Annotated in this window: 21 protein-coding genes; 7 read left to right on the forward strand and 14 right to left on the reverse strand. The window is 72.3% G+C overall.

Features of this window, described 5'->3' with window-relative positions:
• Positions 1 to 187: 187 nt before the first annotated feature.
• From AB0399_RS30345 to AB0399_RS30355, 3 genes are all read right to left on the reverse strand, one after another.
• Positions 188 to 1,741 carry an FAD-dependent monooxygenase gene (locus AB0399_RS30345; protein WP_366413524.1) on the reverse strand — a complete coding sequence of 518 codons (1,554 nt, stop codon included), beginning with the start codon at positions 1,739 to 1,741 and terminating at the stop codon, positions 188 to 190.
• A gap of 64 nt (positions 1,742 to 1,805) precedes the next feature.
• Positions 1,806 to 2,447, reverse strand: a complete 642-nt coding sequence (locus AB0399_RS30350; RefSeq protein ID WP_329366312.1) for a TetR family transcriptional regulator — start codon at positions 2,445 to 2,447, stop codon at positions 1,806 to 1,808.
• A 117-nt stretch (positions 2,448 to 2,564) separates the two neighbouring features.
• Positions 2,565 to 3,566 carry a hydroxyacid dehydrogenase gene (locus AB0399_RS30355; protein ID WP_366413525.1) on the reverse strand — a complete coding sequence of 334 codons (1,002 nt, stop codon included), beginning with the start codon at positions 3,564 to 3,566 and terminating at the stop codon, positions 2,565 to 2,567.
• 689 nt (positions 3,567 to 4,255) lie between these two features.
• Between AB0399_RS30355 and AB0399_RS30360 the strand changes: the two genes are divergently transcribed.
• Positions 4,256 to 5,428 carry a LacI family DNA-binding transcriptional regulator gene (locus tag AB0399_RS30360; protein WP_366413526.1) on the forward strand — a complete coding sequence of 391 codons (1,173 nt, stop codon included), beginning with the start codon at positions 4,256 to 4,258 and terminating at the stop codon, positions 5,426 to 5,428.
• A 54-nt stretch (positions 5,429 to 5,482) separates the two neighbouring features.
• Here AB0399_RS30360 and AB0399_RS30365 read toward each other — a convergent pair whose 3' ends face one another.
• The 6 genes from AB0399_RS30365 to AB0399_RS30390 all read right to left on the reverse strand — a co-directional run bounded on the left by AB0399_RS30365 (position 5,483) and on the right by AB0399_RS30390 (position 12,992).
• A complete protein-coding gene (locus AB0399_RS30365) occupies positions 5,483 to 7,276 on the reverse strand; it encodes a type VI secretion protein (protein ID WP_366413527.1) in 1,794 nt (597 codons plus the stop codon).
• Positions 7,277 to 7,280: 4 nt separating this feature from the next.
• Entirely contained in the window at positions 7,281 to 8,699 is a 1,419-nt protein-coding gene (locus tag AB0399_RS30370) for an ATP-binding protein (RefSeq protein WP_328467444.1), read from the reverse strand.
• Positions 8,700 to 8,729: 30 nt separating this feature from the next.
• Positions 8,730 to 10,274 carry an SCO6880 family protein gene (locus AB0399_RS30375; protein ID WP_329366304.1) on the reverse strand — a complete coding sequence of 515 codons (1,545 nt, stop codon included), beginning with the start codon at positions 10,272 to 10,274 and terminating at the stop codon, positions 8,730 to 8,732.
• Entirely contained in the window at positions 10,271 to 11,626 is a 1,356-nt protein-coding gene (locus AB0399_RS30380) for a hypothetical protein (RefSeq protein ID WP_366413528.1), read from the reverse strand. The genes AB0399_RS30375 and AB0399_RS30380 overlap by 4 nt, the downstream gene beginning before the upstream one ends.
• Positions 11,616 to 12,473 (reverse strand): hypothetical protein, encoded by an 858-nt coding sequence (locus tag AB0399_RS30385; protein WP_366413529.1) that lies wholly within the window; start codon positions 12,471 to 12,473, stop codon positions 11,616 to 11,618. The genes AB0399_RS30380 and AB0399_RS30385 overlap by 11 nt, the downstream gene beginning before the upstream one ends.
• Positions 12,474 to 12,683: 210 nt before the next feature.
• On the reverse strand, positions 12,684 to 12,992 hold the full coding sequence (locus AB0399_RS30390; protein ID WP_328467452.1) for a hypothetical protein: 309 nt from the start codon (positions 12,990 to 12,992) through the stop codon (positions 12,684 to 12,686).
• A gap of 261 nt (positions 12,993 to 13,253) precedes the next feature.
• Between AB0399_RS30390 and AB0399_RS30395 the strand changes: the two genes are divergently transcribed.
• Positions 13,254 to 14,273 (forward strand): bifunctional lytic transglycosylase/C40 family peptidase, encoded by a 1,020-nt coding sequence (locus AB0399_RS30395; protein ID WP_366413530.1) that lies wholly within the window; start codon positions 13,254 to 13,256, stop codon positions 14,271 to 14,273.
• 279 nt (positions 14,274 to 14,552) lie between these two features.
• Positions 14,553 to 15,245: a phosphatase PAP2 family protein gene (locus AB0399_RS30400; RefSeq protein WP_366413531.1), complete on the forward strand. Its 693-nt coding sequence runs from the start codon at positions 14,553 to 14,555 to the stop codon at positions 15,243 to 15,245.
• Between the two features lie 40 nt (positions 15,246 to 15,285).
• On the opposite strand, the gene AB0399_RS30405 is transcribed toward AB0399_RS30400, so the two are convergent.
• Positions 15,286 to 16,890 carry an FAD-binding oxidoreductase gene (locus tag AB0399_RS30405; RefSeq protein ID WP_366413532.1) on the reverse strand — a complete coding sequence of 535 codons (1,605 nt, stop codon included), beginning with the start codon at positions 16,888 to 16,890 and terminating at the stop codon, positions 15,286 to 15,288.
• Positions 16,891 to 17,840: 950 nt separating this feature from the next.
• Here AB0399_RS30405 and AB0399_RS30410 point away from each other — a divergent pair.
• Both AB0399_RS30410 and AB0399_RS30415 read left to right on the forward strand, forming a co-directional pair.
• Complete coding sequence (locus AB0399_RS30410) at positions 17,841 to 18,866, forward strand: hypothetical protein (protein WP_366413533.1); 1,026 nt, start codon at positions 17,841 to 17,843, stop codon at positions 18,864 to 18,866.
• A gap of 146 nt (positions 18,867 to 19,012) precedes the next feature.
• Positions 19,013 to 19,171, forward strand: a complete 159-nt coding sequence (locus AB0399_RS30415; protein ID WP_328474908.1) for a hypothetical protein — start codon at positions 19,013 to 19,015, stop codon at positions 19,169 to 19,171.
• 101 nt (positions 19,172 to 19,272) lie between these two features.
• On the opposite strand, the gene AB0399_RS30420 is transcribed toward AB0399_RS30415, so the two are convergent.
• On the reverse strand, positions 19,273 to 19,605 hold the full coding sequence (locus tag AB0399_RS30420) for a metal-sensitive transcriptional regulator (RefSeq protein WP_329366290.1): 333 nt from the start codon (positions 19,603 to 19,605) through the stop codon (positions 19,273 to 19,275).
• Positions 19,606 to 19,789: 184 nt separating this feature from the next.
• Here AB0399_RS30420 and AB0399_RS30425 point away from each other — a divergent pair, with 184 nt between their 5' ends.
• Together AB0399_RS30425 and AB0399_RS30430 are read left to right on the forward strand one after the other, a co-directional pair.
• Positions 19,790 to 20,410, forward strand: coding sequence for a DUF47 family protein (locus AB0399_RS30425; RefSeq protein ID WP_329366287.1), 621 nt, complete (start codon positions 19,790 to 19,792; stop codon positions 20,408 to 20,410).
• A gap of 5 nt (positions 20,411 to 20,415) precedes the next feature.
• On the forward strand, positions 20,416 to 21,411 hold the full coding sequence (locus AB0399_RS30430; protein WP_329366285.1) for an inorganic phosphate transporter: 996 nt from the start codon (positions 20,416 to 20,418) through the stop codon (positions 21,409 to 21,411).
• A 146-nt stretch (positions 21,412 to 21,557) separates the two neighbouring features.
• Here the strand turns inward: AB0399_RS30430 and pstB are convergent, their stop codons facing one another.
• The 3 genes from pstB to pstC are packed head-to-tail and all read right to left on the reverse strand — an operon-like array spanning position 21,558 to position 24,439.
• Complete coding sequence (gene pstB / locus AB0399_RS30435) at positions 21,558 to 22,334, reverse strand: phosphate ABC transporter ATP-binding protein PstB (RefSeq protein WP_329366283.1); 777 nt, start codon at positions 22,332 to 22,334, stop codon at positions 21,558 to 21,560.
• A 42-nt stretch (positions 22,335 to 22,376) separates the two neighbouring features.
• A complete protein-coding gene (gene pstA, locus AB0399_RS30440; protein WP_329366282.1) occupies positions 22,377 to 23,459 on the reverse strand; it encodes a phosphate ABC transporter permease PstA in 1,083 nt (360 codons plus the stop codon).
• A complete protein-coding gene (gene pstC, locus AB0399_RS30445) occupies positions 23,456 to 24,439 on the reverse strand; it encodes a phosphate ABC transporter permease subunit PstC (protein ID WP_329366280.1) in 984 nt (327 codons plus the stop codon). The genes pstA and pstC overlap by 4 nt, the downstream gene beginning before the upstream one ends.
• Between the last annotated feature and the right edge of the window lie 98 nt (positions 24,440 to 24,537).

Consider the following 24,537-nt stretch of genomic DNA (forward strand, 5'->3'; position numbering starts at 1 on the left):
GCCGCGCGGCGCGTCCGCTCCCCCCCCCCCCCCCTCGCCCCCGGCCCCCCCCCCCTTCCTCCCGACTGCGAACACCGCCCCCCCGCACTACCCTCTTCCCCCCCCGCCCCCACGGCTTTATCCACGGCTTTCGGCACCGCCTTCGGCACCGTTTGCGGGGCCGAGTCGTCGTGCGGGGTGGGGTCGGTCAGGCGGCGAACCAGTGGGCGAGGGACGTGCGCAGGGCGGTCAGGTCCTCGGGGGCCGGGGTGGGGGAGGCACAGGCCCAGGTGGTGTAGCCGTCGGGGCGGATGAGCAGGCCGGTGAGGTCGCCGGCCGGGTCGGCGCTTCGGGCGGTGACCAGGTCGACGGCTGACAGGCCGGCTGGGAGGGCGGCCGACAGTGACCGGTCCTCGGTTAGGTCGAGGAGCAAGGGACGTGCGGTGCGGGCGAGTTCGGCGAGCCGGACCTTTCCCGTTGCGGTGATCAGCGTCAACTCCGGGGCGAAGTAGCCGACCGCGGGGTGGGGGTCGGCGAGGCCCATGTCGTAGCGGACGTCGGTACCGGCGGTGAGGTCGGCGAGGTGCTGGACGACCTGCTTGCGGGTGAGCAGTTCGGTGAAGAGTTCGCGCAGGGCGGTGGTGTCGCTGCCCGGTGCGGTGAGTGCGGACTGGGCCTCTGCGTTGAGCACCATGCGCCGGGCGGCTTGGCGGCGCTCGGTGTCGTAGCTGTCGAGCAGGCCGGAGGGGGCGGTGCCGTGCAGCGCGGCGGCGAGCTTCCAGCCGAGGTTCGCGGCGTCCTGGAGGCCGAGGTTGAGGCCGGGGCCACCGCCGGAGGTGTAGACGTGGGCGGCGTCGCCGACGAGGAAGATCCGGCGGTCGCGGAACCGGTCGGCGACGCGGGTGTTGCCGCCGTTCAGCCGCCGCAGCACGTGCGGGCCCGTGCCGTCCGGCGCGCCGAGCGGCAGGGCGACGCCGAGCACCCGCCGGATGCTCGACTCCATCTCGGCCAGGGTCATCGGTTCGTCCGTCGCGGGCTGGTCCCACTCGGTGGTGCTGACCAGCGGCGGCTGCCCGGGGAACGGCGCGTAGGAGAAGCCGCCCTGGTCGGTGCGGTGGGGCAGGAAGGGCAGGACCGGCGGGTGGCCGGGGACGGTGAGGGCGCCGTTGGCCGGGTCGATCCACCCGGCGGGGAGAGTGGCGTGGGCGGTGCGGTTGGTGCGGCGGTCGTAGCTGACGCCGGGGAACCCGATCCCGGACAGCTTGCGGATCACGCTGTGCGCGCCGTCCGCGCCGACCACGTAGCGGGCGCGGAACTGCTGGTCGCCTTCGGGGCCGGTGACGTCGAGGGTGACGGCCGCGTCGTCCTGGGCGACGGCGCCGACCCGGTGTCCGCGCCGCAGGTCGACGCCGAGCTCGCGGGCGCGCTCCTCCAGGACCTGGACGATGCGGTGCTGCGGGGCGGCCAGCCCGAAGACCGGGCTGGCGTCCAGCAGGCCGAGATCGAGGCCCATCGCGGCGAACATGAAGTACGCGGAGTTCGGCCGCGGGGGTTCCGGGCTGCCGCTGAGCGGTTCGTGCAGGCCGCGGTGGTCGGCCAGGCGTACCACCTGGCCGAGCAAGCCGTTGGCCTTGGGTTCGGTGCCGGGCTGCGGGAGTTGCTCCAGTACGGTCGGGCGGATGCCGGCCAGGGCCAGTTCGCAGGCGAGCATCAGCCCGTTCGGCCCGCCCCCGACGATGATCACATCGGCTGTCACGGTCATGTCTCCTTGGTGCGGACGGGAAAGGGGCGGCACCGCAGTGGAGCGGGCCGGTCGCCGCTTCCGGCTACGGGACCGGCAGGCCGGCGGCCAACTGCTCGAAGACCTCGGCGAGGACCGCGCTGAGCCGTACGGGTTCGGGCGCGCGCAGGCTGTGTTCGACGGCTGTCGCGCTGCCGGCCGCGACCACGGCGGCGACCAGCTGCGGGTAGACGTCCCGCTCGGGATCGGTGCCGGTGCGCCGGGCGACGGCCGTGGCCAGCTCCCGCTGGGCCGCCGCGTTCGCCTTCACGATCTCGCCGGCCAGCGCGGGCTCGGCCAGCATCAGCCGTACGCCCTCACGCCACCGCTCGTTCTGGGGCGCGGAGTCGTCCGACGGCACGAACCGGCCCACCACGGCGTGGAACAGCGCGTCCCACAGCGGTTCGCCGGCCGGGCGGGCGAGCAGGTCGTCGGCGACCCGCTGCATCCGTTCCAGGTGGCTGGCGGCGATCGCCTCCGCCTTGCCGGAGAAGTAGTTGCGGAACGTGCGGACCGAGACGTTCGCCTCCGCGGCGATCCGGTCGACCGTCACGTCGGCCCAGCCGTGGATGACGCACAGGCGGATCGCCGCCTGGCTCAAGGCGACCCGGGTCTCCCGCTTCTTGCGTTCGCGGAGGCCGGGTTCGGGGTGCGCGGTCGTCGGCGGCTCATCATCTGCGGGTGCCATGCGGGCAGCCTAGAATAACCTTGCCGTCGCGGCAAGATTGCCAGTGCGGCAATAATTGACGAAGCTGCGTCGCCCCCGCTGAGGAGCGGGACGGACGGGGGCGCCCGGGGCGTCCCCTCAGGCGATCCGCGACAGATCGGCGGCCTGGACGCCGCCGAGCAGCGGCTCCCCCTTGAGCCAGCGCTCGACCTCGTCGACCGCGTAGGCGCCGAGCCGCTGCACCTCGCTGCCCTGGCATCCCGCGATATGCGGGGTGACCAGCACGTTCCGCATGAGCAGAAGCGGGTGGCCGTCGGGGAGCGGCTCGGGCTCGGTGACGTCGAGGTACGCGTCGATCCGGCCCGTCCCGCACTCGCGCGTGAGCGCGTCCGTGTCGACGATCCGCCCCCGCGCGCTGTTGATGACGGACGTGCCGTCCCGGAGGAGGGCGAGCCGCTGCGCGCTGAGCAGGTGGTGGGTCTCCGGCAGGTCGGGCGCGTGCACGGTGACGATGTCGCTCTGCGCGCAGAGGTCGTCGAGGTCGACGAGGGTGACCCCGAGCGCGTCGGCCTCGGCCGCGGTCACGTAGGGGTCGGCGAGCAGCACCCGGAAGCCCGCGGTGGCGGTGAGCAGGCGCGCGATGACGCCCCGGCCGATCCGGGACGCGCCGATCACGCCGACGGTCGCGCCGTCGGCGCCCTGCCTGCGGCGGAAGGCGGGCTGGCACCCGGCGACGTACTCCGCGGCGGTGCCGAGCGCGCGGTGCGACGCGAACCAGATCGTGGCCATGGTGTACTCGATCACCGGCGCCGCGTTGGCGTCGGCCGCCGAGGAGACCGCGATGCCGCGGGCCCAGACCTCGGGAGTGGTGTGGCTGCGTACGCTGCCGGCCGCGTGGATGGCGGCGGCCAGCCGCGGCATGCGGTCGAGCGTCGGGGCGTCGAGGACCGGGCAGCCCCAACCGGTCAGCAGCACCTGGGCGTTGGCGAGGGCGTCGGCCGCGTCGGGGTCGGCCGGGTCGGTGACCAGGCCGGGGTGGACGTCGGCGAGCGAGTCGAGCCGGGCGCGCAGCGAGGCGGGCAGGACCAGGTCCAGGACGTCCGGCTTCATCGCCAGCACCAGCTTCGGCCGCTCCGCCATGTCTGCTCCTCGCGTGTGGTGGTCGTGCTCGTGGTTCGGGCGGTGCCTGTCGTCCCCGTCGTGCGCGCGGGCCGTGTGGCGCCCCCGGTTGCGACGTGCCCGACGTACTGCCGACCGAACCGCCGAGTCACCGCGTCGGTCGGGCCGCCCGGTCTGCCGGTCGGTCGTGTCGCCGACGGGCCACCCGCTCGCCCGCCGGTTCGTGTAATCGGTTACTTCACAACGATCAAAGCCTAGGTCGGCGCTCATGTGGCGTCAACGCCCGTTGCTGCGCCTGGCGCGCCGAGCGACTCGATTCGGCCGTGGTGTGCGCGAAGTTCAGCCATTCGCGGCGGCTGTGCTCAGCTGCGAGGCTGGCGGGCAGAGGGGTTGATCTGTCGTAGTAACCGGTTTAGATTCAGTGTCACCCTGAGCGCCGCAGGGCTCGTGGCGCCCGCCGTAAACGGTTGCGGCGGGACCTGGTCCTGCTGGTGCTGACGGGGCCGGGGCCGGTCTGCTTCCCGGTCTTCCGGTACGGCGCGATGGCCGGAAACGTCATCGCGTTCAAGGACCGCGTGCCCTTTTCCCCGCGATCGTGGCCGACCGCCGGGCCGGCCGGCCATGGAGCGTCCCCGCCCGGTGGGGCACCAGTACGCTGGGCGGCGGCGCGGCGGTGCGCGGCGGCTGCGACGGGACTTCGGATGGCGGGGATGGCGGAGAGTTCACCAGGGCCGGGCGCCGGGTCGGGCGCCAGGGCGGGAACGGGTGCCGGCGCGGGTGCGGGGCAGGGCGCGACCGGGCGCGGCAGCGGCAGGCGGACCATCCGTGACGTCGCCGACCGCGCAGGCGTGTCCGTCGCCACCGTCTCCCGGGTGCTGGCCGGCAACTACCCGACGTCCGCCGCGGCCCGCGCGAAGGTGCTGCGGGCCGTGAAGGACCTCGACTACGTCATCGACGGCCGGGCCCGGGCGCTGGCCGGCACCGGCCCGAAGACCGTCGCGGTGATCGTCTCCTCGGTGGACAGCGCGTTCTACGCCCGCGTCGCGCAGGGCGTGGAGCAGGAGGCGGCGGCCCGGGGCCGGCTGTGCATGGTGTGCAGCCACAGCGGGGACGAGGCTCGTGAGCTGGCGCTGGTGCAGATGATGCGGGAGCAGCGCGCCGAGTTCGTGGTGCTGGTCGGCGGCGCCGTCGAGGACGACCGCTACCGGGCCCGGCTGACCGAGTACGCGCACGGCCTGGCCGCCGCCGACTCCCGGCTGGTGCTGTGCGGGCGGCCCGCGCCCGGCCCCGACATGCCGGTGCTGGTGGTCGAGTACGACAACGAGGCCGGCGCGTACGCGGCGGTCAGCCATCTGCTGGCGGCCGGGCACCGCGACATCCTCTACCTCGGCATCATCCCGGGCCACTCGACCGTCGAGCCGCGGATCGCCGGCTACCGCAGGGCGCTGGCCGACCACGGCCTCGGGCCGGCCGCCGAGCGGATCGACGGGATGGGCCTGGGCCGCGCGCGCGGCTACGCGGAGATGCGGCGTATCCTCGCCGGCTGCGGCGGCCGCCCGGAGTTCACCGCGGTCTTCGCCGGCGACGACCAGCTCGCGGCGGGCGCGATGGCGGCGATGCGCGAGTACGGCCTGCGCACCCCGCAGGACGTCTCCGTCGTCGGCTACAACAACGACGACCTCGCCCAGGACCTCAACCCGCCGCTGACCACGGTCAACATCCCCGCGTACGAGCTGGGCCGGGAGTCGGTGCGGCTGGCGCTCGCCGAGAAGGCGGTCCGCGGCGAGGGCGGCGGCTCGGGCGCCCTCGCGCAGAGCCGGCACCTGCTCGGCACGCACACGGTGCTGCGCGGGTCGGTGGCCCCGCCCCGGCCGCGGGACTGAGCCGCCACCGGGGAACCGGGTGCGGGCCCCGGGCCGCGTGCGCGGCCGGCCGGCTCAGCGGATGCGGACCGCGTCCGGCACGGCCGGCGGCAGCGCTTCGGCGGTCGCGTCGCCGAGCGCCAGCCGCATGTCCGCCTGCTGCCACAGCGGTGACTGCCAGCGCGCGGTGCCCTGTTCGGGCGAGCGCAGCACCGCGAGGGTCGGCAGCCCGGCGGCGTGCCCCTCGGCGAGGAGCACGGGCAGGTCGGGGGTCGGGGCGAGCGCGCCCACGTCGTCGAGGACGAACGTCATTGGTGGGTCGAGCCGACCGGCGGGTGACCCTGCGGCCATGCGCCGGCCGTGCTCGACCACGCTGGAGACGAGTGCGGTCAGCAGGGGCATCGCACCCGGATGGGAACGCGGGTCCTCGATCCGTTCGCCCACCACATAGAGCGTTCCCCGTTCGGAGGTGAATGACTCCAGGTCGAGGCCACCGGACTTGGCGGGTGTGCACGCGTCGCGGATGTGCACCGAGTTGAGCGGTTCGAGGGTGTGCCGGATCAACGCCTGTGCCGCGTCCCGGCGTTCGGGGTGCGCGTGCAGCACCGACTCCAGCTCGCCGCTCCAGCCGGACGCGGCGTCGCGGTCGCTGCGCAGCACCCGCACCGCCTCCCCGGCGCTCGCCCCGCCCGCGGCCCAGCGCTGCACCTGCCGGAAGGGCCGCCCGTCCACGGCGGCCGCGTGCAGCCAGCAGCGCAGCAGCGTCACCGCCGCGTCGTGCACGATCGCCTCGTCGGCGCGGGCGGTACGCAGCGGCGCGAGCAGCGCGGCGGCGCGTATCCGGGCGGTGTCCGGCCGCTCGCACCCGCCGTGCGGCGCCCACCGCAGCCGCCCGGGCACGTCCACCAGGTGGGCCGGGTCGAAGACGTGCACCGGCCCGAGCTTCGCCCGGTTCCCGGCCGTCTGGTGGTAGGTGTCGGGGTCCGCGGTGGTCACCACGACCGGTCCGGCCGCGGCCAGCACGGCGGGCTGCACCACGCGCTTGGCCTTGTCGCCGCGCGGCTCGGCGAACAGCGCGTAGGTGCGGGTGACCTCGCCGTCGGCGAGCGCGGCCAGCGGGGTGGCGGCCGTCACCGGTGGCGGGGGAGCGGCCGCCGGCGAGGCACCGGCGGGCACCAGGCCCTCGGCGTGCACCGGCGGGAACTGCGTGGTGGGCGCGTCCTCGGGCGCCGGGGCGCCGGGCGGCACCGCCCGCGGCACCGTACGGAACCAGGCGTCCAGGCTCTCCTCGCCGGAGCGGGCGTACGGCTGCGGGGCGGCGTGGTGGCGCGGCTCGGGGACGTCCGCGGGATCGGCGCCGTCCTCGCCCGCCGGCGTCCGGGCCCCCTTGCCGGCCGCGAGCGCCGCGTCCTGCTCGGCGCCGTCCTCGTCCTCTTCGTCGTACGTGTACGCGTCGTCGGCCGCGGCGGGTCGCGGTACGCGTGCGGCCCTGGCGCGGCGGGGAGTCCGGGTGCGCGGCGGGCGCTTGCCGCGCAGCCGGGCCACCGCGTTGAGCACCCACATCGCGAAGGAGAACAGCGCCACGATCTCCCCGATGAGCACCCACCAGAACAGCCCGGCCCCCGGCAACTGCCCGCGGGGCACCTGCGGCCATGCGGCGGCCATGTCGTGCGGCTGGGTGACCAGGTACCGCATCGCGCGGGGGGTGCGGGTGAAGTGCACGCCCTGCGGCCAGCCGCCGTGCGCGAGCACCCCGGAGATCCCGGTCGCCGTCCACACCAGCAGGGTCACGCCGAGCAGCAGGCCGATGATCCCGACGATCAGGCCGTCGGGCAGGCCCCCCGAACTCTCCTTCGTGCGCGCCGCCATGACCTCACGCCACCGCGTCGTCTGCCATGTGCTTGGCGAGGGCGACCTGCGCCGCGTGCGCCTCGGCCCGGGCCTCGGCCTCCGCTTCCGCCTCGGCCTCGATCCCGGCCATGTGGTCCTGCGAGGACTCCGTCATCGCCCGGTCGGTGAAGACCAGGGGCCGCTCCGCCTCGGTGATCAGGTGCTTGACCACCTGTACGTTGCCGTTGACGTCCCAGACCGCGATGCCGGGGGTGAGGGTCGGGATGATCTCCACCGCCCAGCGCGGCAGGCCCAGGACGCGGCCGGTGGCTCTCGCCTCGTCGGCCTTCTGGGCGTAGATGGTGCGGGTGGAGGCCATCTTGAGGATCGCCGCCGCCTCCTTGGCGGCGGCGCCGTCGACCACGTCGGACAGGTGGTGCACCACCGCCACGAACGACAGGCCGAGCCGCCGGCCGAACTTCAGCAGCCGCTGGAAGAGCTGCGCCACGAACGGCGAGTTGATGATGTGCCATGCCTCCTCGACCAGGAAGATCCGTTTCTTCCGGTCCGGCCTGATCCAGGTGTGCTCCAGCCACACACCCACGATCGCCATCAGGATCGGCATCGCGATCGAGTTCCGGTCGATGTGCGAGAGGTCGAAGACGATCAGCGGCGAGTCCAGGTCGATGCCCGCGCTCGTCGGCCCGTCGAACATCCCGCGCAGGTCGCCGTCGACCAGCCGGTCCAGCACCAGCGCCACGTCCAGGCCCCACGCGCGTACGTCGTCCAGGTCGACGTTCATCGCCTCGGCGGACTCCGGCACCGGGTGCCGCAGCCGTTCCACGATGTCGGTGAGGATCGGCTGGCGGTCCGTCACCGACTCGGCGACGTAGGTGTGCGCGACCTTCAGCGCGAAGCCGGACCGCTCGTCCAGGCCGCGGCCCAGCGCCACCTCGATGATGGTGCGCAGCAGCGCGAGCTGCCCGGTGACGGTGATCGCCGGGTCCAGCGGGTTGAGCTTGATCCCGCCGTCCAGCGCCGCCATCGGGTCCAGCCGGATCGGGGTCAGGCCCAGCGACTGGGCGATCAGGTTCCACTCGCCGACGCCGTCCTCGCCCTGCGCGTCCAGGACCACGACCTGCCGGTCCTTGAACCGCAACTGCCGCATCACATAGGTCTTCTCCAGCGCCGACTTGCCGTTGCCGGACTCGCCGAGCACCAGCCAGTGCGGGGCCGGCAGCTGCTGGCCGTAGAGCTGGAACGGGTCGTAGATGTACCCCTTCCCGGAGTACACCTCGCGTCCGATGATCACACCGGAGTCGCCGAGGCCGGGCGCGGCGGTCGGCAGGTACACCGCCTGCGCCTGGCCGGTGGACGTGCGGACGGGCAGCCGGGTGGTCTCCACCCGGCCGAACAGGAAGCTGGTGAACGCGTCCGTGATCGCAGCCAGAGGGTCCAGCATGGGCATCGGTGGCCTCCTCCTCCGGGCGGGCTAGCGGCGGATGCCGGTAGCGAACGGCAACGTGTTGACGAATGCCCGGTGGTGCTCACGATCGCACCATTCGAGCTTCAAATACGACTTACCGGCGGAAGCGCGGATGGTGCGCTTGTCGCGCGCCAGCGCTTCCGGGGAGCGCGCGGACACCGTGATGTAGCCGACCAGGTTCACCCCGGCCGCGCCACTGGCCAGGTCCTCGCCGCGCTGGTCGATCCGGCCGTGGTGGGCCACGTCCCGCGGGTCCACCACCCGGTTCATCTTCGCGGCCCGGCTCGCCTCGGCGTCGTCGTTGGTCTTCTCCGTCAGCATCCGCTCGATCGCCACGTCGGTGGGCTCCAGGTCCATGCAGACCGCGACGGTGCGGATCACGTCCGGGGTGTGCACCAGCAGCGGCGCGAGGAAGTTGACGCCCACCGGCGTCATCGGCCACTCCTTCACCCACGCCGTGGCGTGGTGCCAGGGCGCGCGCGTGCTCGACTCCCGGGTCTTCGCCTGGAGGAACGTCGGCTCGGTGGCGTCCAGTTCGGCCGGCCACGCGTTGCGGCGGGTCATCGCCTGGATGTGGTCGATCGGGTGGTCCGGGTCGTACATCGAGTGCACCAGCGACGACAGCCGGGCCTGGCCGAGCGGCTGCCGGACCCGGATGTCGGCCTCGGCGAGGCGGGCGCAGATGTCGTTGAGCTCGCGGGCCATCACCGCGGCCAGGCCGGCGTCCTTGTCCACCCGGGTGCCGCGGGCGACGGTCGCGCGGGCCATCGCGTTGCCCTCGGCGGCCAGTTCGCGGGTGAAGTGCATGCACGCCACCAGGTAGGCGCGGTGCTGCTCGGAGGAGGTCGACACCATCGACTGGAGCTGGTCGTAGGAGTCCTGCAGCCAGCGTGGCGCGTCCGGTTCGCCGCGCTGCGCCACGTCCTTGGCGTGCGCGTCCGGGTCGGCGGGCAGCGTGCGGGCGAGCATCTGGAGCCGCGTCACGAAGCCGTCGCCGTTGGCCACGTGCTTCAGCAGGGTGCCGAAGCGTTCCACCAGGGCTTCCTGGTCCTCGCTGTCGCGCAGGCCCACGCCCGGGCCCTCGATCTCGATCGCCGCGGTGACCGTACGGCGGTCCACGTGCAGCAGCACCGCGATCTCGTCCGGCCCGAACGGCGCGGCCAGCCAGGTGATCCGGCCGATCCCCGGCGGCGGCCCGACCTCGATCTCCCGCCCGTCCATCCGGGTGCCGGCCTCCTGCGCCGAGGAGCGGTACGCCGGCGCGACCCGCAGCATCCGCCGGTAGGCCCGGTTGATCTCGAACCAGCGGTAGAACGTACGCCGCCGGTAGGGCATGTACACCGCGGCCAGCGCCAGCACCGGCCAGCCGACCAGGCCGACGATGCGCAGCAGCAGCACCGGGATCAGCAGGCCGGACATCATGCCCAGCGCCGCCCCGACGATGATCAGCGCGATCTCGCCGGTCTCCCGGTTCTTGCCGACGATGGCGTTCGGCCGCGCCTTTCCGATCAGATACGTGCGGCGCGGCTGGGTGAACGGCTGGGTCGTCACCGGCGCTCACCTCCTTGGGAAGAGCCCTTGTTCGAACCCGACGCCGGGCCGGAGCCGGACCGGTACGGGGAGCCGCTGAGCGGGCCGCTGCCGCCGGAGCCGCCGCTGGAGCCGCTGCCGGAACCGCCCGAGCCGCCCGCACCGCCGCCGCGGGTGCTGTGCGCGGCCATACCGCCGGCCACCGGGTTGGCGGGCTGGCCGCCGCCCTGGGCCTGCTCCTGCGGGCCGCCGCGGGCGCTGTGCGTGGTGATGCCCTGACGGACCAGCGCGGCCGGCGAGGAGATCACCGCGGCCGCTGAACTCTGGCCGCTGGCCTTGCGGTTGTTGCGCAGGCTCACCACGTCGTCGCCGAAGCCGGGCACGAACCGGTAGATCATCGCGCTGGCGAAGATCGCCAGCAGGATGATCGCCAGACCCGACACGACCGCGGAGAACGAGTTCGGGCCGTTCTTCGACCCCGACAGCGCGCCGGCCAGCCCCAGCACGATCACGACCACGGGTTTCACCAGGATCACCGCGATCATGATGCCCGCCCAGCGCCTGACGTGGTGCCACATGTTCTTGTCCACCAGGCCCGCGTAGACCGCGGTGCCCAGCAGCGCGCCGACGTACAGCAGCGCGGCGCGGATCACCAGTTCCAGCCAGAGCACACCCGCGGCCAGCACCGACACCAGGGAGACCACGATCAGCATGACCGGGCCGCCGCCGATGTCGTTGCCCTTCTTCAGGGCGCCGGAGAACGAGCCGAAGAACACGTCGGTGTTCGACTTGGTGCCCGACGAGATCACGTCCGTGACCGCGTCGGTCGCCGAGACCACGGTGTAGAGCACCAGCGGGGTGAAGGCGGAGGCCAGCACCGTCAGCCACAGGAAGCCGACCGCCTCGGTGAGCGCCTCGGTCATCGGCACCCCGCGCACCGCGCGCTTGGCCACCGCCAGCAGCCACAGGATCAGGGTCAGGATCGTGGAGGCGGCGAACACCACGGCGTACTGCCGCAGGAACTCGGTGTTCGTGAAGTCCACCTCGGTCGTCTTCGTCACCGCGGTGGAGAGCTTGTCGATCGTCCAGGAGGCGGCTTCGGCGCAGCCCTTGCCGAGGGAGGCGAGGGGGTCGAGGGAATCGGTGGGGCTGGTGCCTGTCTTCGGGGTACTGGAGGGGGTGCCCTCGCAGTACGCCTTGGCGGGGCTCGCGACGTACTTGCACGGATCGCTGGTCGGTTTGGCCGATCCGGACGGCGTCGGCGTGGCCGAGGGGTCCGCCATCGCGCGCGTCGCGAGGGTCCACAGCGCCGTCTGCAGCGTGACGACGACTGCGGACAGGGGGAGGAGCCGGGCGCGGCCGCTACCTCGCATAGGTGAACCCTCCGTACTGCTGTACGGCACCCGCGATCTGGTCCGCCGTGGCGATCTGCTGGTCTCCGCTGACCGGCGCGGGCCCGTCCTGCTGGCTGGAGGAGGCGATCTTCCAGTCCCCGCCGCTGCCGCCCGACGTGCCCGAGGTGTCCCACACCAGCTTCTCGGTGATGGTGAACCAGGAGGCCGTGACGGGCTTGGTGGAGTCCTTGCCGGCCAGGCCGGCCAGCGCGGTGCACCAGACCTCGACGGTGGCCGCGTCCGCGGTGCCGGCGGTGGTCTTCGTGCCGACCGGGATCGTCCGGGAGACGAGGGTCAGTCCCTGGGGCGCGGAGCCGTCGGGGTTGAGGCCGAGGGCCTTTATCGCGCCCGTGGAGTACGCCTGGTCGAGCGAGCCCTGCAGGGTCCCGGTGGCCGAGGGGGCGTACACGGTCGCCACGATCCGGTGCCGGGCGGTCGTGTTGAACATGTCGACGCCGCCCAGCGCGACCGCGTAGTTGGCCGCCGCGGACTGGGCGCCCTGCTGGGTGTGGGCGAACCCGGCGGGGATGCCGCCGGACTTGCCGGTGACGGGGCTCTCGCCGGTGGGCGCGGTGGCGGAGGTGGAGCTCTTCGCGGAGGAGCCCGCGCCGCCGCTCCCGCCGGAGCCGGAGCCGGCGTCGTCGGTGGAGGACGAGGACCCGCCGCCGCGGGTGGCGAACGCCAGCGCCGCGACGAGCACGACGACGACGCCGACCACCGTGGCCAGCGCGCGCCGCGGCTGCGGACGTCGCCCGGCCTGGCCGTGCGTGCCGTGGCCCTCGGGCATCCGGGTCCGGGTCGGGGGGCCGTCCTGGCCGAGGCTCATCGTGCGGTCGCCCCCCGGGATGCCGCGGGCACGGCGCGGCGGCGCGTGTCACGGCGGAGCGTGTCGCGGAGGACGACAGCGCTGCTTGGTTGAGTGGGCATCAGCACGCAGCCTCGGTCGGGACGGTGGAGCCTGGGACGGGCTCCGTAAGGGGAACAGTGGCACCCGGGGGTGCCGGGAGGACGGTCCGGCGGTTCCGGTCGGGCCGGGCTAGATCGCCATCCCGTAGACGATGGTGAACAGCGTGCCGAGGGAACCGATGATGAACACGCCGGTCAGACCGGCGATGATCAGTCCCTTGCCCTGCTCCGCGCTGAAGGTGTCGCGCAGCGCGGTCGCGCCGATCCGCTGCTTGGCCGCGCCCCAGATGGCCAGGGCCAGGCACAGCAGGATCGCCACCGCCATGACCACCTCGACCATCACACGCGCTTCGTTGCCGAGGGAACCGAAGGGTCCCCAGTCCGGGGCGATGCCACCGATGATGGTGTTGATGTCGCCCTTCGCCGCTGCCAGAAACATGTAACTCACCACCCCGCTCGATCAGTTGACTCCCTCGCCGGGGCGCAAGGGGCCATCATCTATCTTGACGGAGGAATCCGCTGTTGGATGTCGACTGGGCGACTTTCTCGGCGGATCGTCCGTGTGATCCGGCCCGCACCCGTCAGACTGGGGACGGACCGGTGTTCGAGGGACACAGACGACTACTGTGTGTATCACGAGCATCACCGTAGGGCAACGAAGAGGGCGGGATCGTACAAGGATCGGAAGGGTGGGGACCTCGTGCGCCGGATCTGGCTCATCGTCATCATCGCTCTGGGCCTGTGCTTTTCGTTCCTCGCGCTGCTCGTGGTGGGCACGTTCTCGGCCGCCGCGGGGCTGTCGGACGGCGAGAACGGGCAGGCGGTGACGTTGGCCAAGGGTTCGGTGCCGGCCGAGTACGAGCCGATCGTGGCGAAGTGGGGCGACTTGTGCCCGTCGCTCAACCCGTCGCTGCTGGCCGCGCAGCTCTACCAGGAGAGCGGGTGGAACGCCCACGCGCAGAGCGGGGCGGACGCGCAGGGCATCGCGCAGTTCATCCCGGGCACCTGGGCCACCCACGGCATCGACGGCAACGGCGACGGCAAGGCCGACGTGTGGGACCCGCAGGACGCGATCCCCTCGGCCGCCACGTACGACTGCCAGCTCGCCGCCTACGTGAAGGACGTGCCGGGCGACAACACCGACAACATGCTCGCCTCCTACAACGCCGGCGCCTACGCGGTGATCAAGGCCGGCGGTGTCCCGCCGTACGCCGAGACGCAGAACTACGTGAAGACCATCCGCTCCCTGGCGCAGAGCTTCGCGGCGCCGGTCGCGCGGCTGGAGCCGACCGAGCAGGCCGCGGGCGCGATCACCTACGCGCAGTCGAAGCTCGGCACCAAGTACCTGTGGGGCGGGGAGGGGACGGCGGCGCAGGGCGGCCGTTTCGACTGCTCGGGGCTGACGCAGGCGTCGTACCACGCGGTCGGGGTGACCTTGCCGCGGGTGGCCAACGACCAGTGGAACGCCGGGCCGCACCCGAGCCGGGCCGAACTGCTCCCGGGCGACCTGGTCTTCTTCGCCTACGATCTGAGTGACCCGCGCTCCATCCACCACGTCGGGATCTACGTGGGCGGTGGCTACATGATCGACGCGCCGCACACCGGCGCGGTGATCCGGTTCGACCCGATCGACTCGCCCGACTACATCGGGGCGACCCGGGTCACCGAGAGCGGGGCGCAGGCGCTGCCCACCTCGTCGCCGGCGTCGTCCCCGTCCTGACGGACCGTCGCCTCCGGGGCCTGTGACGGGTGACACCCGTGTGGCGAGTGCGCAGGGTGATGCTCGGCCCCAAGGCTGGGGGGTTTCCGGCCGTTCGACCGTTCCCCCTGGTCACCCTTGCATAACAGCATGGTGATCATCTGGCGAAGACCGGAACGCTACGTAGTGTGCCGACCGTTGTACGGGGGAGAATGGCGCGAGACGCAAGCGACGGGGGTTGCGCACGAGCCGACCGTGAACGCACGTTCCAGTTGCGTTGCCCGACGAGGGGTGGACCCGATGGCGAAGGTCACAGGCGACACCGTGAACCCCGACGTCAGCCTGCTGCGCGGGATCAACGGCCTGTCCGGGCACGCCTCGCACGGCGTCGACCGGGCCGTGGCGTGGGCCGGCGGATACGGCCTGGTCGCCCTGGCCCTGCTGCTGGCCGTCTGGTGCTGGTGGCGGGTGGCCCGGCGGGCCGAGGACGCGCCGGCCGCGGTCGCCGGCGTGCTGTGGTCGGGACTCGCGGCCGGGATCGCGACGCTGCTCGACCTGCCGATCCGGGCCTTCGTCCAGCGGCCCCGTCCCTACGCCGACCACGACGGCCTCCATGTGCTGGTCCACGACGGCGGCTACTCCTTCGTCAGCGTGCGCAGCGCCGTCATCGCCGCCATCGCGGTCGGGCTGTTCACCGTCGACCGCAGGTTCGGCGTGATCGCGCTGCTGGCCGCGCTCGCCGAGGGCTTCTGCGACATCTACGTCGGCACGCACTACCCGACCGACGTGATCGGCGGGTTCGCGCTCGGCGCCGCCACCGTGCTGCTGCTGACCGCGCCCGCCCTCGCGCTGCTCACCCGGCTCACCACCGGGGTGGCCCGCGGCCGGGCCGCGGTCCTGGTCCGTTCCTCACCGCGCGCCGCCCCCGCGGCCAGGCGGCTGGGCCCACGCAAGGTCCGGCACAGCTCCACCGACAAGGACCTGGCGGCGTAAGGACCGTGCGGCGCCGGGGTCGGCCGTTCGGGGCCGGCGGCTACAGCGCCTGCGGGAAGTCGAAGAGGCGGTTCGGGTCGAGCTGCTTCTTCAGGGCGGTCAGCCGGTCGGCGTTCGGTCCGTAGTACGCGGTGCGCCAGTCGGTCAGCGACGGGTCGGTGTAGTTCTGGTAGGCGGCGCCGGACGCGTAGCGGCGCAGGGCCGTGTGGGTGTCGTCCAGCCATGAGGTGGCGGACAGTTCGTGGGAGGCGAGGTACTGCGCCAGGAAGCGCGAGCCGCGGTGGGAGAAGGCGGTGGCCGTGGCGGAGGGGCGGTTGACCGCGCCGCCCAGCGCGGTGAGGGCGATGCTGCCGGCGCCGCCGCCGGACTGGCCGGCGAGCTGCTGCAACCGGCCGATCAGCGCCTCGACGCCGCCGGCCGGCAGGTTCACGTCGTAGAAGTCGGAGCGCGCGGTGTACGTGTCCCGCTCCAGGCTGCCGACCGGGGCGAGATGGCACTGGGCGGCGCTGCGGCCCTCGCAGCCGGCGTAGGAGAACATCGCGTCGACGTAGGTGTGCGGGCGCAGGGACACCGAGGTGGCGGGGGCGCCGACCGCGGTGGCCAGCCGGTCCGCGGCAGCGGCGAGGTCGTCGCGCGAACCGGTGGAGGTCATCGCGACCGAGACGGTGGGGCTCTGGCCGACCGTGCAGTTCAGGTCGAGCGCGGACCAGATGTGGTCGGGCAGGTCGGGACCCCAGCTCTGCCAGCCGCCGACCAGGTCGGCGGCGCGGCTCCACGGCCAGGTCAGATAGCCGGTGACCACGGCCGGCACCGGGTGGGTGGCGAACGTCAGGGACGTCACCACACCGAAGTTGCCGTTGCCCGCGCCGCGCAGCGCCCAGAAGACGTCCGGCTCGGCGTCGGCGGACACCGCGTGGCTGCGGCCGTCCGCGGTGATCAGCGTCGCGCCGATGAGGTTGTCGCAGGTCAGCCCCATCGAACGGCTCATCACGCCATGACCGCCGCCGAGCGTGAGCCCCGAGACGCCCACCGACGGGCACGACCCGCCCGGGATCGTCCGGCCGTACCGCGCAAGGGTGTTGTAGACGTCGATGAGTTTGGCGCCCGCGCCGATCGTGGCGGTCGTGCCGTTCACCCGGATCGAGTCGAGCTTCGAGACGTCCACGATCAGCCGGCCGGTGCCGCTGGACCAGCCCGCGTACGAGTGGCCGCCGCTGCGGACGACGGGCGTGATCCCGGTACGGCGGGCGAACTCCAGGCAGGTGCGGATGTCGTCGGCGCCGGTGACATACGCGAGCGCGGCCGGCCGGAGCGAGTCGAAACGGGTGTTGTAGAGGCGGCGGTCCACGTCGTACCCGCTGTCCTGCGGGCGCACCAGCGACCCGTCCAGCGACCTCGCCAGCGCCGGCCAGTCCGGCTTCACCGGTGACGGGGTGCCCGACGCGGTCGGCTTCGCGGACGAGGGCGTCCCCGAACCCGAGGCGGGCGCGGGCGCTTTCGCGTCGTCCCCGCCGCCGTCGCCGTCGCCGCACCCGCTCAGCGCCGTCGCGGCCAGCACCCCGCCGCCCGCCTTCAGCGCGGTCCGCCGCTTTACCCTGCGGGGGCTTTTGCCGACAATCCGGCTCCGGTTTTCTCCCCGGCCCATGCGTTCCACCGTCGCATCCACGCGTGTGGCCCGAACCCGGGCCTGGAGGCGGGTGCGTTCCGCCACACCCGCACCTTCAGAAACCCAAGACGCCGCATCACCTCTGCCGGTTGCGATCACTTGCTGGGCGGCCCCCATGTGCCGGTGGCCCCACCGAACCCGCCGCGGGGGCCCGGCCGGTGGGCCCGGCGCGCCACGGAGGGTGGCTGGTCGCGCAGTTCCTCCCCCAGAGCTTCGCCTGGGAGGTACCCCCAGCGCCCCTGAGTATGTGCGCCTGCTCCGCAGCGCACCAGCCCGTAGCGGGTACGGAAAGCCGGCAACGGCGAGCAACCCCATCAGGGGCACTTGGGCGTACCTCCCGGCGAAGCCGGGGGCGCGGGGAACTGCGCGCGCAAGTGGCCGCTGGCGGGGGGTCCGGGGACCGTCCGGACAAGGCACCCCCGGGCGGGGGTAAGCGCGGTGGAGCCGCACAAATTCAGGGGCGCGGGGAACTGCGCGCGCAAGTGGCCACCGGCGGGGGGTCCGGGGACCGTCCGGACGAGGCACCCCCGGGCGGGGGGTAAGCGCGGTGGAGCCGCACAAGTCCGGGGGCGCGGGGAACTGCGCGCGTAAGGGGCCGCCGGCGGGGGTCCGGGGACCGTTCGGACGGGGCAGGGCGGGCGGACAGGGGCGCCCTCAGTTTGGGTGGTCTTCCGCGTCGCGGCGAGCACGGTCCCGCGCCCGGCGAGCCGGCCCCTTCCACCCGCACGAGCACCGCGCCACCGCGAAGGCACCCCGTTCGACGACGGCCACGTCATGACGGCCATCACCGCCGGAGGCACACCCCGTTGTTCCGACATCGGACACGACTCCACCGTAACGGGCGTGACGGCCCGCTCAAGACCGTCGTTATCCCGGTGAGACCCAGCCGGTAGGGCGGGTGCAGGGATGGACGGGCGATGGTGGCAACGGTGACCCCAGAGGCGGGCACGACGAGTGCGACAGCAGACGGCGGGCCGACGGACGCCCACCGCCCGGACCGCGGGCAGGACGGGCAGCTCGGGCAGAACGGGCACCGCGGCCGCGCGACACCGCGGAAGTCCGCGGCCGCGGCCGCCGCGCTGGTGTGCGCGGCCGCACTGGCATCGGGCTGCGGCGGCCCGGCCGCGGGCACCTCCGCGGGCTCGACCCCCGCGGACGCGGCCCAGACCCGCGCCGTCACCAACGCCGCCGACACCCTGGTCAAAGCGGGCAGCTCGAAGGTGGTCACCGCGATGCGGATGGCCAGCGGCGGCACCTGGGTCACCATCACCGGCACCGGCGGCTTCGACTACGCCGAGCAGCGGGGCGAGGTGGTGGTGCTGCTGCCCAAGGACGCGGTCGGCAAGGAGGAGCACAAGCCGATCACCGAACTGATGACGCCCGGCGCCCTCTACATGAAGAACCGCGGCGCGGGCGTCCCCGCCGGCAAGTGGGTCCGGGTGGACACCACCCGCCTCCCCGACGGGAACCTGGTCACCGGCGGCGCCACCGAGCCGCTGGCCGCCGCCGAACTGCTGCGCGGCGCCGAGGACGTGACGTACTCCGGCACCGAGCAGCTGCAAGGCGTCCAGGTGCGGCACTTCCGGGGCACCACCGACATCGCGAGGGCCGCCCGGATCGCCTCGCCCGCGGTGCGCGGCCCGCTGAGCGCCGCGGCGGCGGGCTTCACGGTGACCCGGGTGCCGTTCGACGCGTGGCTGGACGCGCAGGGGCGGCTGCGCAAGCTCACCGAGCGGTTCACGATGAGCACCACGGCCGACGGCAAGAGCGCCGACCGCAAGGGCACCGCCGGGGGCGCCAAGGGCACCGGCACCCCGAAAAGCACCGGGGCCGCCGGCCAGGATGTGACAGTTGTCTCCACCACGACCTACGACGCGTTCGGCACCCCGGTCGCGGTGACCACGCCAGGCGGTACCGACATCTGGACCGGCAAGATCGTTTCTGCCCAGCCGTAGACCGGGGCACCGCCGGATCGGGCCTACTGGAAATGGTCCATCCGTGCCATGCGCCGGGTCACGTATGGTCCCTACGCTTGATGACGGCCGTTCGCAGGCGTACGGGGATGCGTAGAGGAGGTGGTGCGGGTATGGCGCCGTCGCCCATGACATCGGTGCAGGACGATCCAGTGGCGCTGGCCGAGATCGATCTGTGCGGCGAGCTGATGATCGCCGCTTCCGCCGCCGTCGAGGAGCGGTTGAGCTTCGACCGGATCGACGAGGTGCTGGAGGTCGCCCGGGTCCCGCTGGCCCAGGCGAACTAGCCCACCCCTACCCCCGCCCGCGCGTGACCCCGCCTCCGCCCGCGCCGCGCCCTGCCGCCACCCGGCACCGCGCCCGCGCCGCGACCCCGCCCGCGCCGCGACTACGTGCGCAGCAGTCGCGCTATCGCCGCCGTCGCCTCGGCGACCTTCTCGTCGATCTCCGGGCCGCCGCCGACCGCGGCCGCGGCCACGCAGTGCCGCAGGTGCTCCTCCAGCAGCTGGAGCGCGAAGGACTGAAGCCCCTTGGTGCTCGCCGAGACCTGGGTGAGGATGTCGATGCAGTACACGTCCTCCTCGACCATCCGCTGCAGTCCGCGCAGCTGACCCTCGATCCTGCGCAGCCGTTTCAGATGGGACTCTTTGTCATGGCTGTAGCCATGCGGCCCGTGCGGCTTCACAATCTCCCCGGCGACGCCTTCCGTGGCCATCCGCATGCCCGCCCTTCTGTCCCGTTATACCCCCGATGGGTATAGCTTACCGAATCGATACCCTGTGCGAGGCATCCCCTGTCAGGGGGACTTCGTCCGATGGGCGACACTGGTGGACGCCGGTTAGCCGCGGCCGGATGATGCACCTAGCATCAACGAGACCGAAACTCATGCACCCCGAGGACCTCACGTGCGCTTTCGTCTGACCCCCAGGGAGACGAGCTTCTATGACATGTTCGCCGCATCCGCGGACAACATCGTCACCGGTTCGAAGCTTCTGATGGAACTGCTCGGGGCCGATTCGCCGACCCGGACCGAGATCGCAGAACGCATGAGGGCGGCCGAGCACGCCGGGGACGACGCGACCCACGCGATCTTCCACCAGCTCAACTCCTCCTTCATCACGCCGTTCGACCGGGAGGACATCTACACCCTCGCCGGTTCGCTGGACGACATCATGGACTTCATGGAGGAGGCCGTCGACCTGGTCGTCCTCTACCAGGTCGAGGAGCTGCCCAAGGGCGTCGAGCAGCAGATCGAGGTGCTGGCCAGAGCCGCCGAGCTGACCGCCGAGGCGATGCCCAACCTGCGCACCATGTCGAACCTGACCGAGTACTGGATCGAGGTCAACCGGCTGGAGAACCAGGCCGACCAGATCCACCGCAAGCTGCTCGCGCACCTGTTCAACGGCAAGTACGACGCGATCGAGGTGCTCAAGCTCAAGCAGATCGTCGACGTGCTGGAAGAGGCGGCCGACGCGTTCGAGCACGTCGCCAACACGGTGGAGACCATCGCGGTCAAGGAGTCCTGACCTTCGTGGACACCTTCGTTCTGATCGTGACCATCGGGGTCGCGCTCTTCTTCACGTACACCAACGGCTTCCACGACTCGGCGAACGCCATCGCCACCTCGGTCTCCACCCGCGCGCTGACCCCCAAGGCGGCGCTGGCGATGGCCGCGGTGATGAACCTGCTCGGCGCCTTCCTCGGCTCCAAGGTGGCCTCCACCGTGAGCAAGGGCCTGATCGCCACGCCGCACGGCCGCAACGGGATGGCCATCCTGTTCGCCGCGCTCGCCGGAGCCATTGTATGGAACCTGGTCACCTGGTACTTCGGGCTGCCGTCGAGTTCAAGCCACGCGCTGTTCGGCGGTCTGGTCGGCGCGGCGCTCGCCGGCGGCACCCAGGTGCACTGGAACGGCGTGGTCGACAAGGTCATCGTGCCGATGTTCCTCTCGCCGGTGGTCGGCCTGCTCGTGGGCTACCTGGTGATGATGGCGATCCTGTGGTTCTTCCGCCGTTCCAACCCGCACAAGGCCAAGCGCGGCTTCCGGATGGCGCAGACCGTCTCGGCGGCCGCGATGGCGCTCGGCCACGGTCTGCAGGATGCCCAGAAGACGATGGGTGTGGTGGTGCTGGCGCTGGTGATCCACGACCCGAGCCGCGGATTCGGCATCCCGATCTGGGTGAAGCTGATCTGCGCGGCGATGATGTCGCTGGGCACCTACGCGGGCGGCTGGCGGATCATGCGGACCCTCGGCCGCCGGATCATCGACCTCGACCCGCCGCAGGGCTTCGCCGCCGAGACCACCTCCGCGGCGATCCTCTACACCACCTCGTACGTCTTCGCGGCGCCGGTCTCCACCACGCACGTCATCACCTCGGCGATCATGGGCGTGGGGGCGACCAAGCGGGTCAAGGCGGTCCGCTGGGGCGTGGCGAAGAACATCGTCGGCGGCTGGTTCATCACGATGCCGGCCGCGGCGGTCGTCGCCGCCGTCTGCTTCTACCTGGTCCGGCTGGTCTTCGGCTGACCCCCGGCCGGCTGCTCCGCCGGCCGGCCACCTGGCGAACGGCCTCGCTGAACGGTCATGCGAAGGGCCCCGGCCCCCGCAAGGGGAACCGGGGCCCGCGCGCCCTGCGGTGGCACCGCCATGCAGCACCGCACGGCGGTCTGGGATCAGCCGAAGCGGCCGGAAATGTAGTCCTCGGTCGCCTGGACCGACGGGTTGGAGAAGATCCGCTGGGTCTCGTCGATCTCGATCAGCTTGCCGGGCTGCCCGACGGCGGCCAGGTTGAAGAACGCGGTACGGTCCGACACCCGCGCGGCCTGCTGCATGTTGTGGGTGACGATCACGATGGTGAAGCGTTCCTTCAGCTCCCCGACCAGGTCCTCGATGGCGAGGGTGGAGATCGGGTCGAGCGCGGAGCACGGCTCGTCCATCAGCAGCACCTGCGGCTCGACCGCGATGGCGCGGGCGATGCACAGCCGCTGCTGCTGGCCGCCGGAGAGCCCGGAGCCGGGCTTGTTCAGCCGGTCCTTGACCTCGTTCCAGAGGTTGGCGCCCTTGAGGGACTTCTCGACGATGGTGTCGAGCTCGCCCTTCTTGCGGACGCCGTTGAGCCGCAGGCCGGCCGCCACGTTGTCGTAGATCGACATGGTGGGGAACGGGTTCGGGCGCTGGAAGACCATGCCGACGGTGCGCCGCACCGTCACCGGGTCCACGCCGCCGGCGTACAGGTTCTCGTCGTCCAGCATCACCTTGCCCTCGACGCGGCCGCCGGGGGTGACCTCGTGCATGCGGTTCAAGGTGCGCAGGAAGGTGGACTTGCCGCAGCCGGACGGGCCGATGAAGGCGGTCACGGAGCCGGGCTCGACGGTCATCGAGATGTCGTCGATGGCCTTGTGGCTGCCGTAGTAGGCGGACAGGCCGCTGACGTCGATGCGTTTGGCCATGGTGGGGATCACTTCATTTCTCTAGGTCTGCTGATGGCCGCGTCAGCGACCTGAGTGCTGCGGCGCCTTCCAGCGCGCGATGAGCCGGGCCACGAGGTTCAGGATCATCACGAAGCCGATCAGGACCAGGGCCGCGCCCCAAGCACGGGCGTAGCTCGCCGGGTTGCCGTTCACGTACTGCTGGTAGATGTAGAACGGCAGCGATTCCTGCGGGCCCTTGAAGGGGTTGTTGTTGATGTACTGGGCGCCGTAGATCAGCAGGGCGACCGGGGCGCTCTCGCCGGCGATCCGGGCCAGCGCCAGCATCACGCCGGTGGTGATGCCGCCGATGGCGGTGGGGACGACCACCTTGGTGATGGTCCGCCACTTCGGCACGCCCAGGGCGAAGGACGCCTCGCGCAGCTCGTTCGGCACGAGCTTGAGCATCTCCTCGGTGGAGCGGACCACGATCGGCGTCATCAGGATCGCCAGTGCCAGCGAGCCGGCGAAGCCGGACTGCGGCGCCTTGTCGAAGGCCACGAACCACAGCGACAGGATGAACAGGCCCGCCACGATCGAGGGGATGCCGGTCATCACGTCGACGAAGAAGGTGACCACCTTGGCGAGCCAGCCCCGGCCGTACTCGACCAGGTAGACCGCGGTGAGGATGCCGATCGGGGTGGCGATGGCGGCGGAGATCGCGACCTGCTCCACGGTGCCGATGATGGCGTGGTAGATGCCGCCGCCGGGCTCGATGGTGAGCACGTTCTTCATCGAGTGGGTCAGGAAGGTGCCGTCGATCACGCCGGCACCCTGCTTGATCGTGGTCTCGATCAGCGAGTACAGCGGCAGGACGGCCAGGATGAACGCGGACCAGACCAGGCTGGTGGCCACCCGGTCCTTGGCCTGGCGACGGCCCTCGACCTGGGCGGTGATCACGTACGACCCGGCGACGAAGAGCAGCAGCGCGATCAGGCCCCACTGGATGTGGCTGTGCAGGCCCGCGCCGGCGCCGATGGCGACGGCCACCACGATCGCGCCGAGCGCGATCGCCGGCGGTGTCCAGCGCGGCAGCCGCCGGGTCGCCAGCCGCGGGGAGGCGGGGAGGGCGGGGGACGGCGTCGCGTCGACAGCGGTCTCGGTCATGCGTTGGCCCCCGAGTACTCCTTGCGCCGGGCGATGATCAGCCGGGCGGCTCCGTTGACCAGCAGCGTGATGACGAAGAGCACCAGGCCGGACGCGATCAGGGCGTCCCGGCCGTACTGGGTGGCCTCACCGAACTTGGCGACGATGTTCTGCGAGAAGGTGCCGCCGGCCGGGTCCAGCAGGTGCGCGCTCAGGGTCGGCGAGGCGGACAGCACGGTGGCCACCGCCATGGTCTCGCCGAGCGCGCGGCCCAGGCCCAGCATCGAGGCGGAGATGATGCCGGAGCGGGCGAAGGGGAGCACCGACATGCGGATGACCTCCCAGCGGGTCGCGCCGAGCGCGAGCGCCGCCTCCTCGTGCATCTTCGGCACCTGCCGGATCACCTCGCGGCTGACGTTGGTGATGATCGGCAGGATCATGATCGCCAGCAGGATGCCCACCGTGAACAGCGAGCGCGGGGTGGAGTTCGGGTCGTCCTTGTGGAAGAGGACCGTCCAGCCCAGGTAGTCGTTGAGCCAGAGGTTGAGGCCGCGCAGGTGCGGCACCAGGAAGAGCGCGCCCCACAGGCCGTAGATGATGCTGGGCACCGCGGCGAGCAGGTCGATGACGTACGCGATCACGTCGCCGAGCCGGCGCGGCGCGTAGTGCGTGATGAACAGCGCGATGCCGACCGCGATGGGCACGGCGATGGCCATCGCGATCACGGCGCTGACCACGGTGCCGTAGGCGAGGACGGCGATGCCGAACTTCGGCGGGGTCAGGGCGGCGTTCCACTCGAAGGTGGTGAAGAAGTTCGCGTGGTCCTTGGAGATGGCGCTGACCGCGCGGACGGTCAGGAAGAGCGCGATGGCGCCCATGATCACGAGGACGAAGATGCCCGAGCCGCGGGAGAGTCCGGCGAAGATCCGGTCGCCCGGGCGGGTGACCGTCTTCGCCTGGGGCGGCGGCGGGGCGGTGGGGGGTGGTGCGGTGGTTGTCATGGGGAACTCCGGTCTGGGGTGGGGGAGGACTGCTCCCCCGGCGGCGGTGCACCGGATGTACGGCGGGCCCCGCGGTGGTCGTGTCGACCGCGGGGCCC

This window comes from Streptomyces sp. NPDC088194, assembly GCF_040702025.1.
Classification (GTDB): domain Bacteria; phylum Actinomycetota; class Actinomycetes; order Streptomycetales; family Streptomycetaceae; genus Actinacidiphila.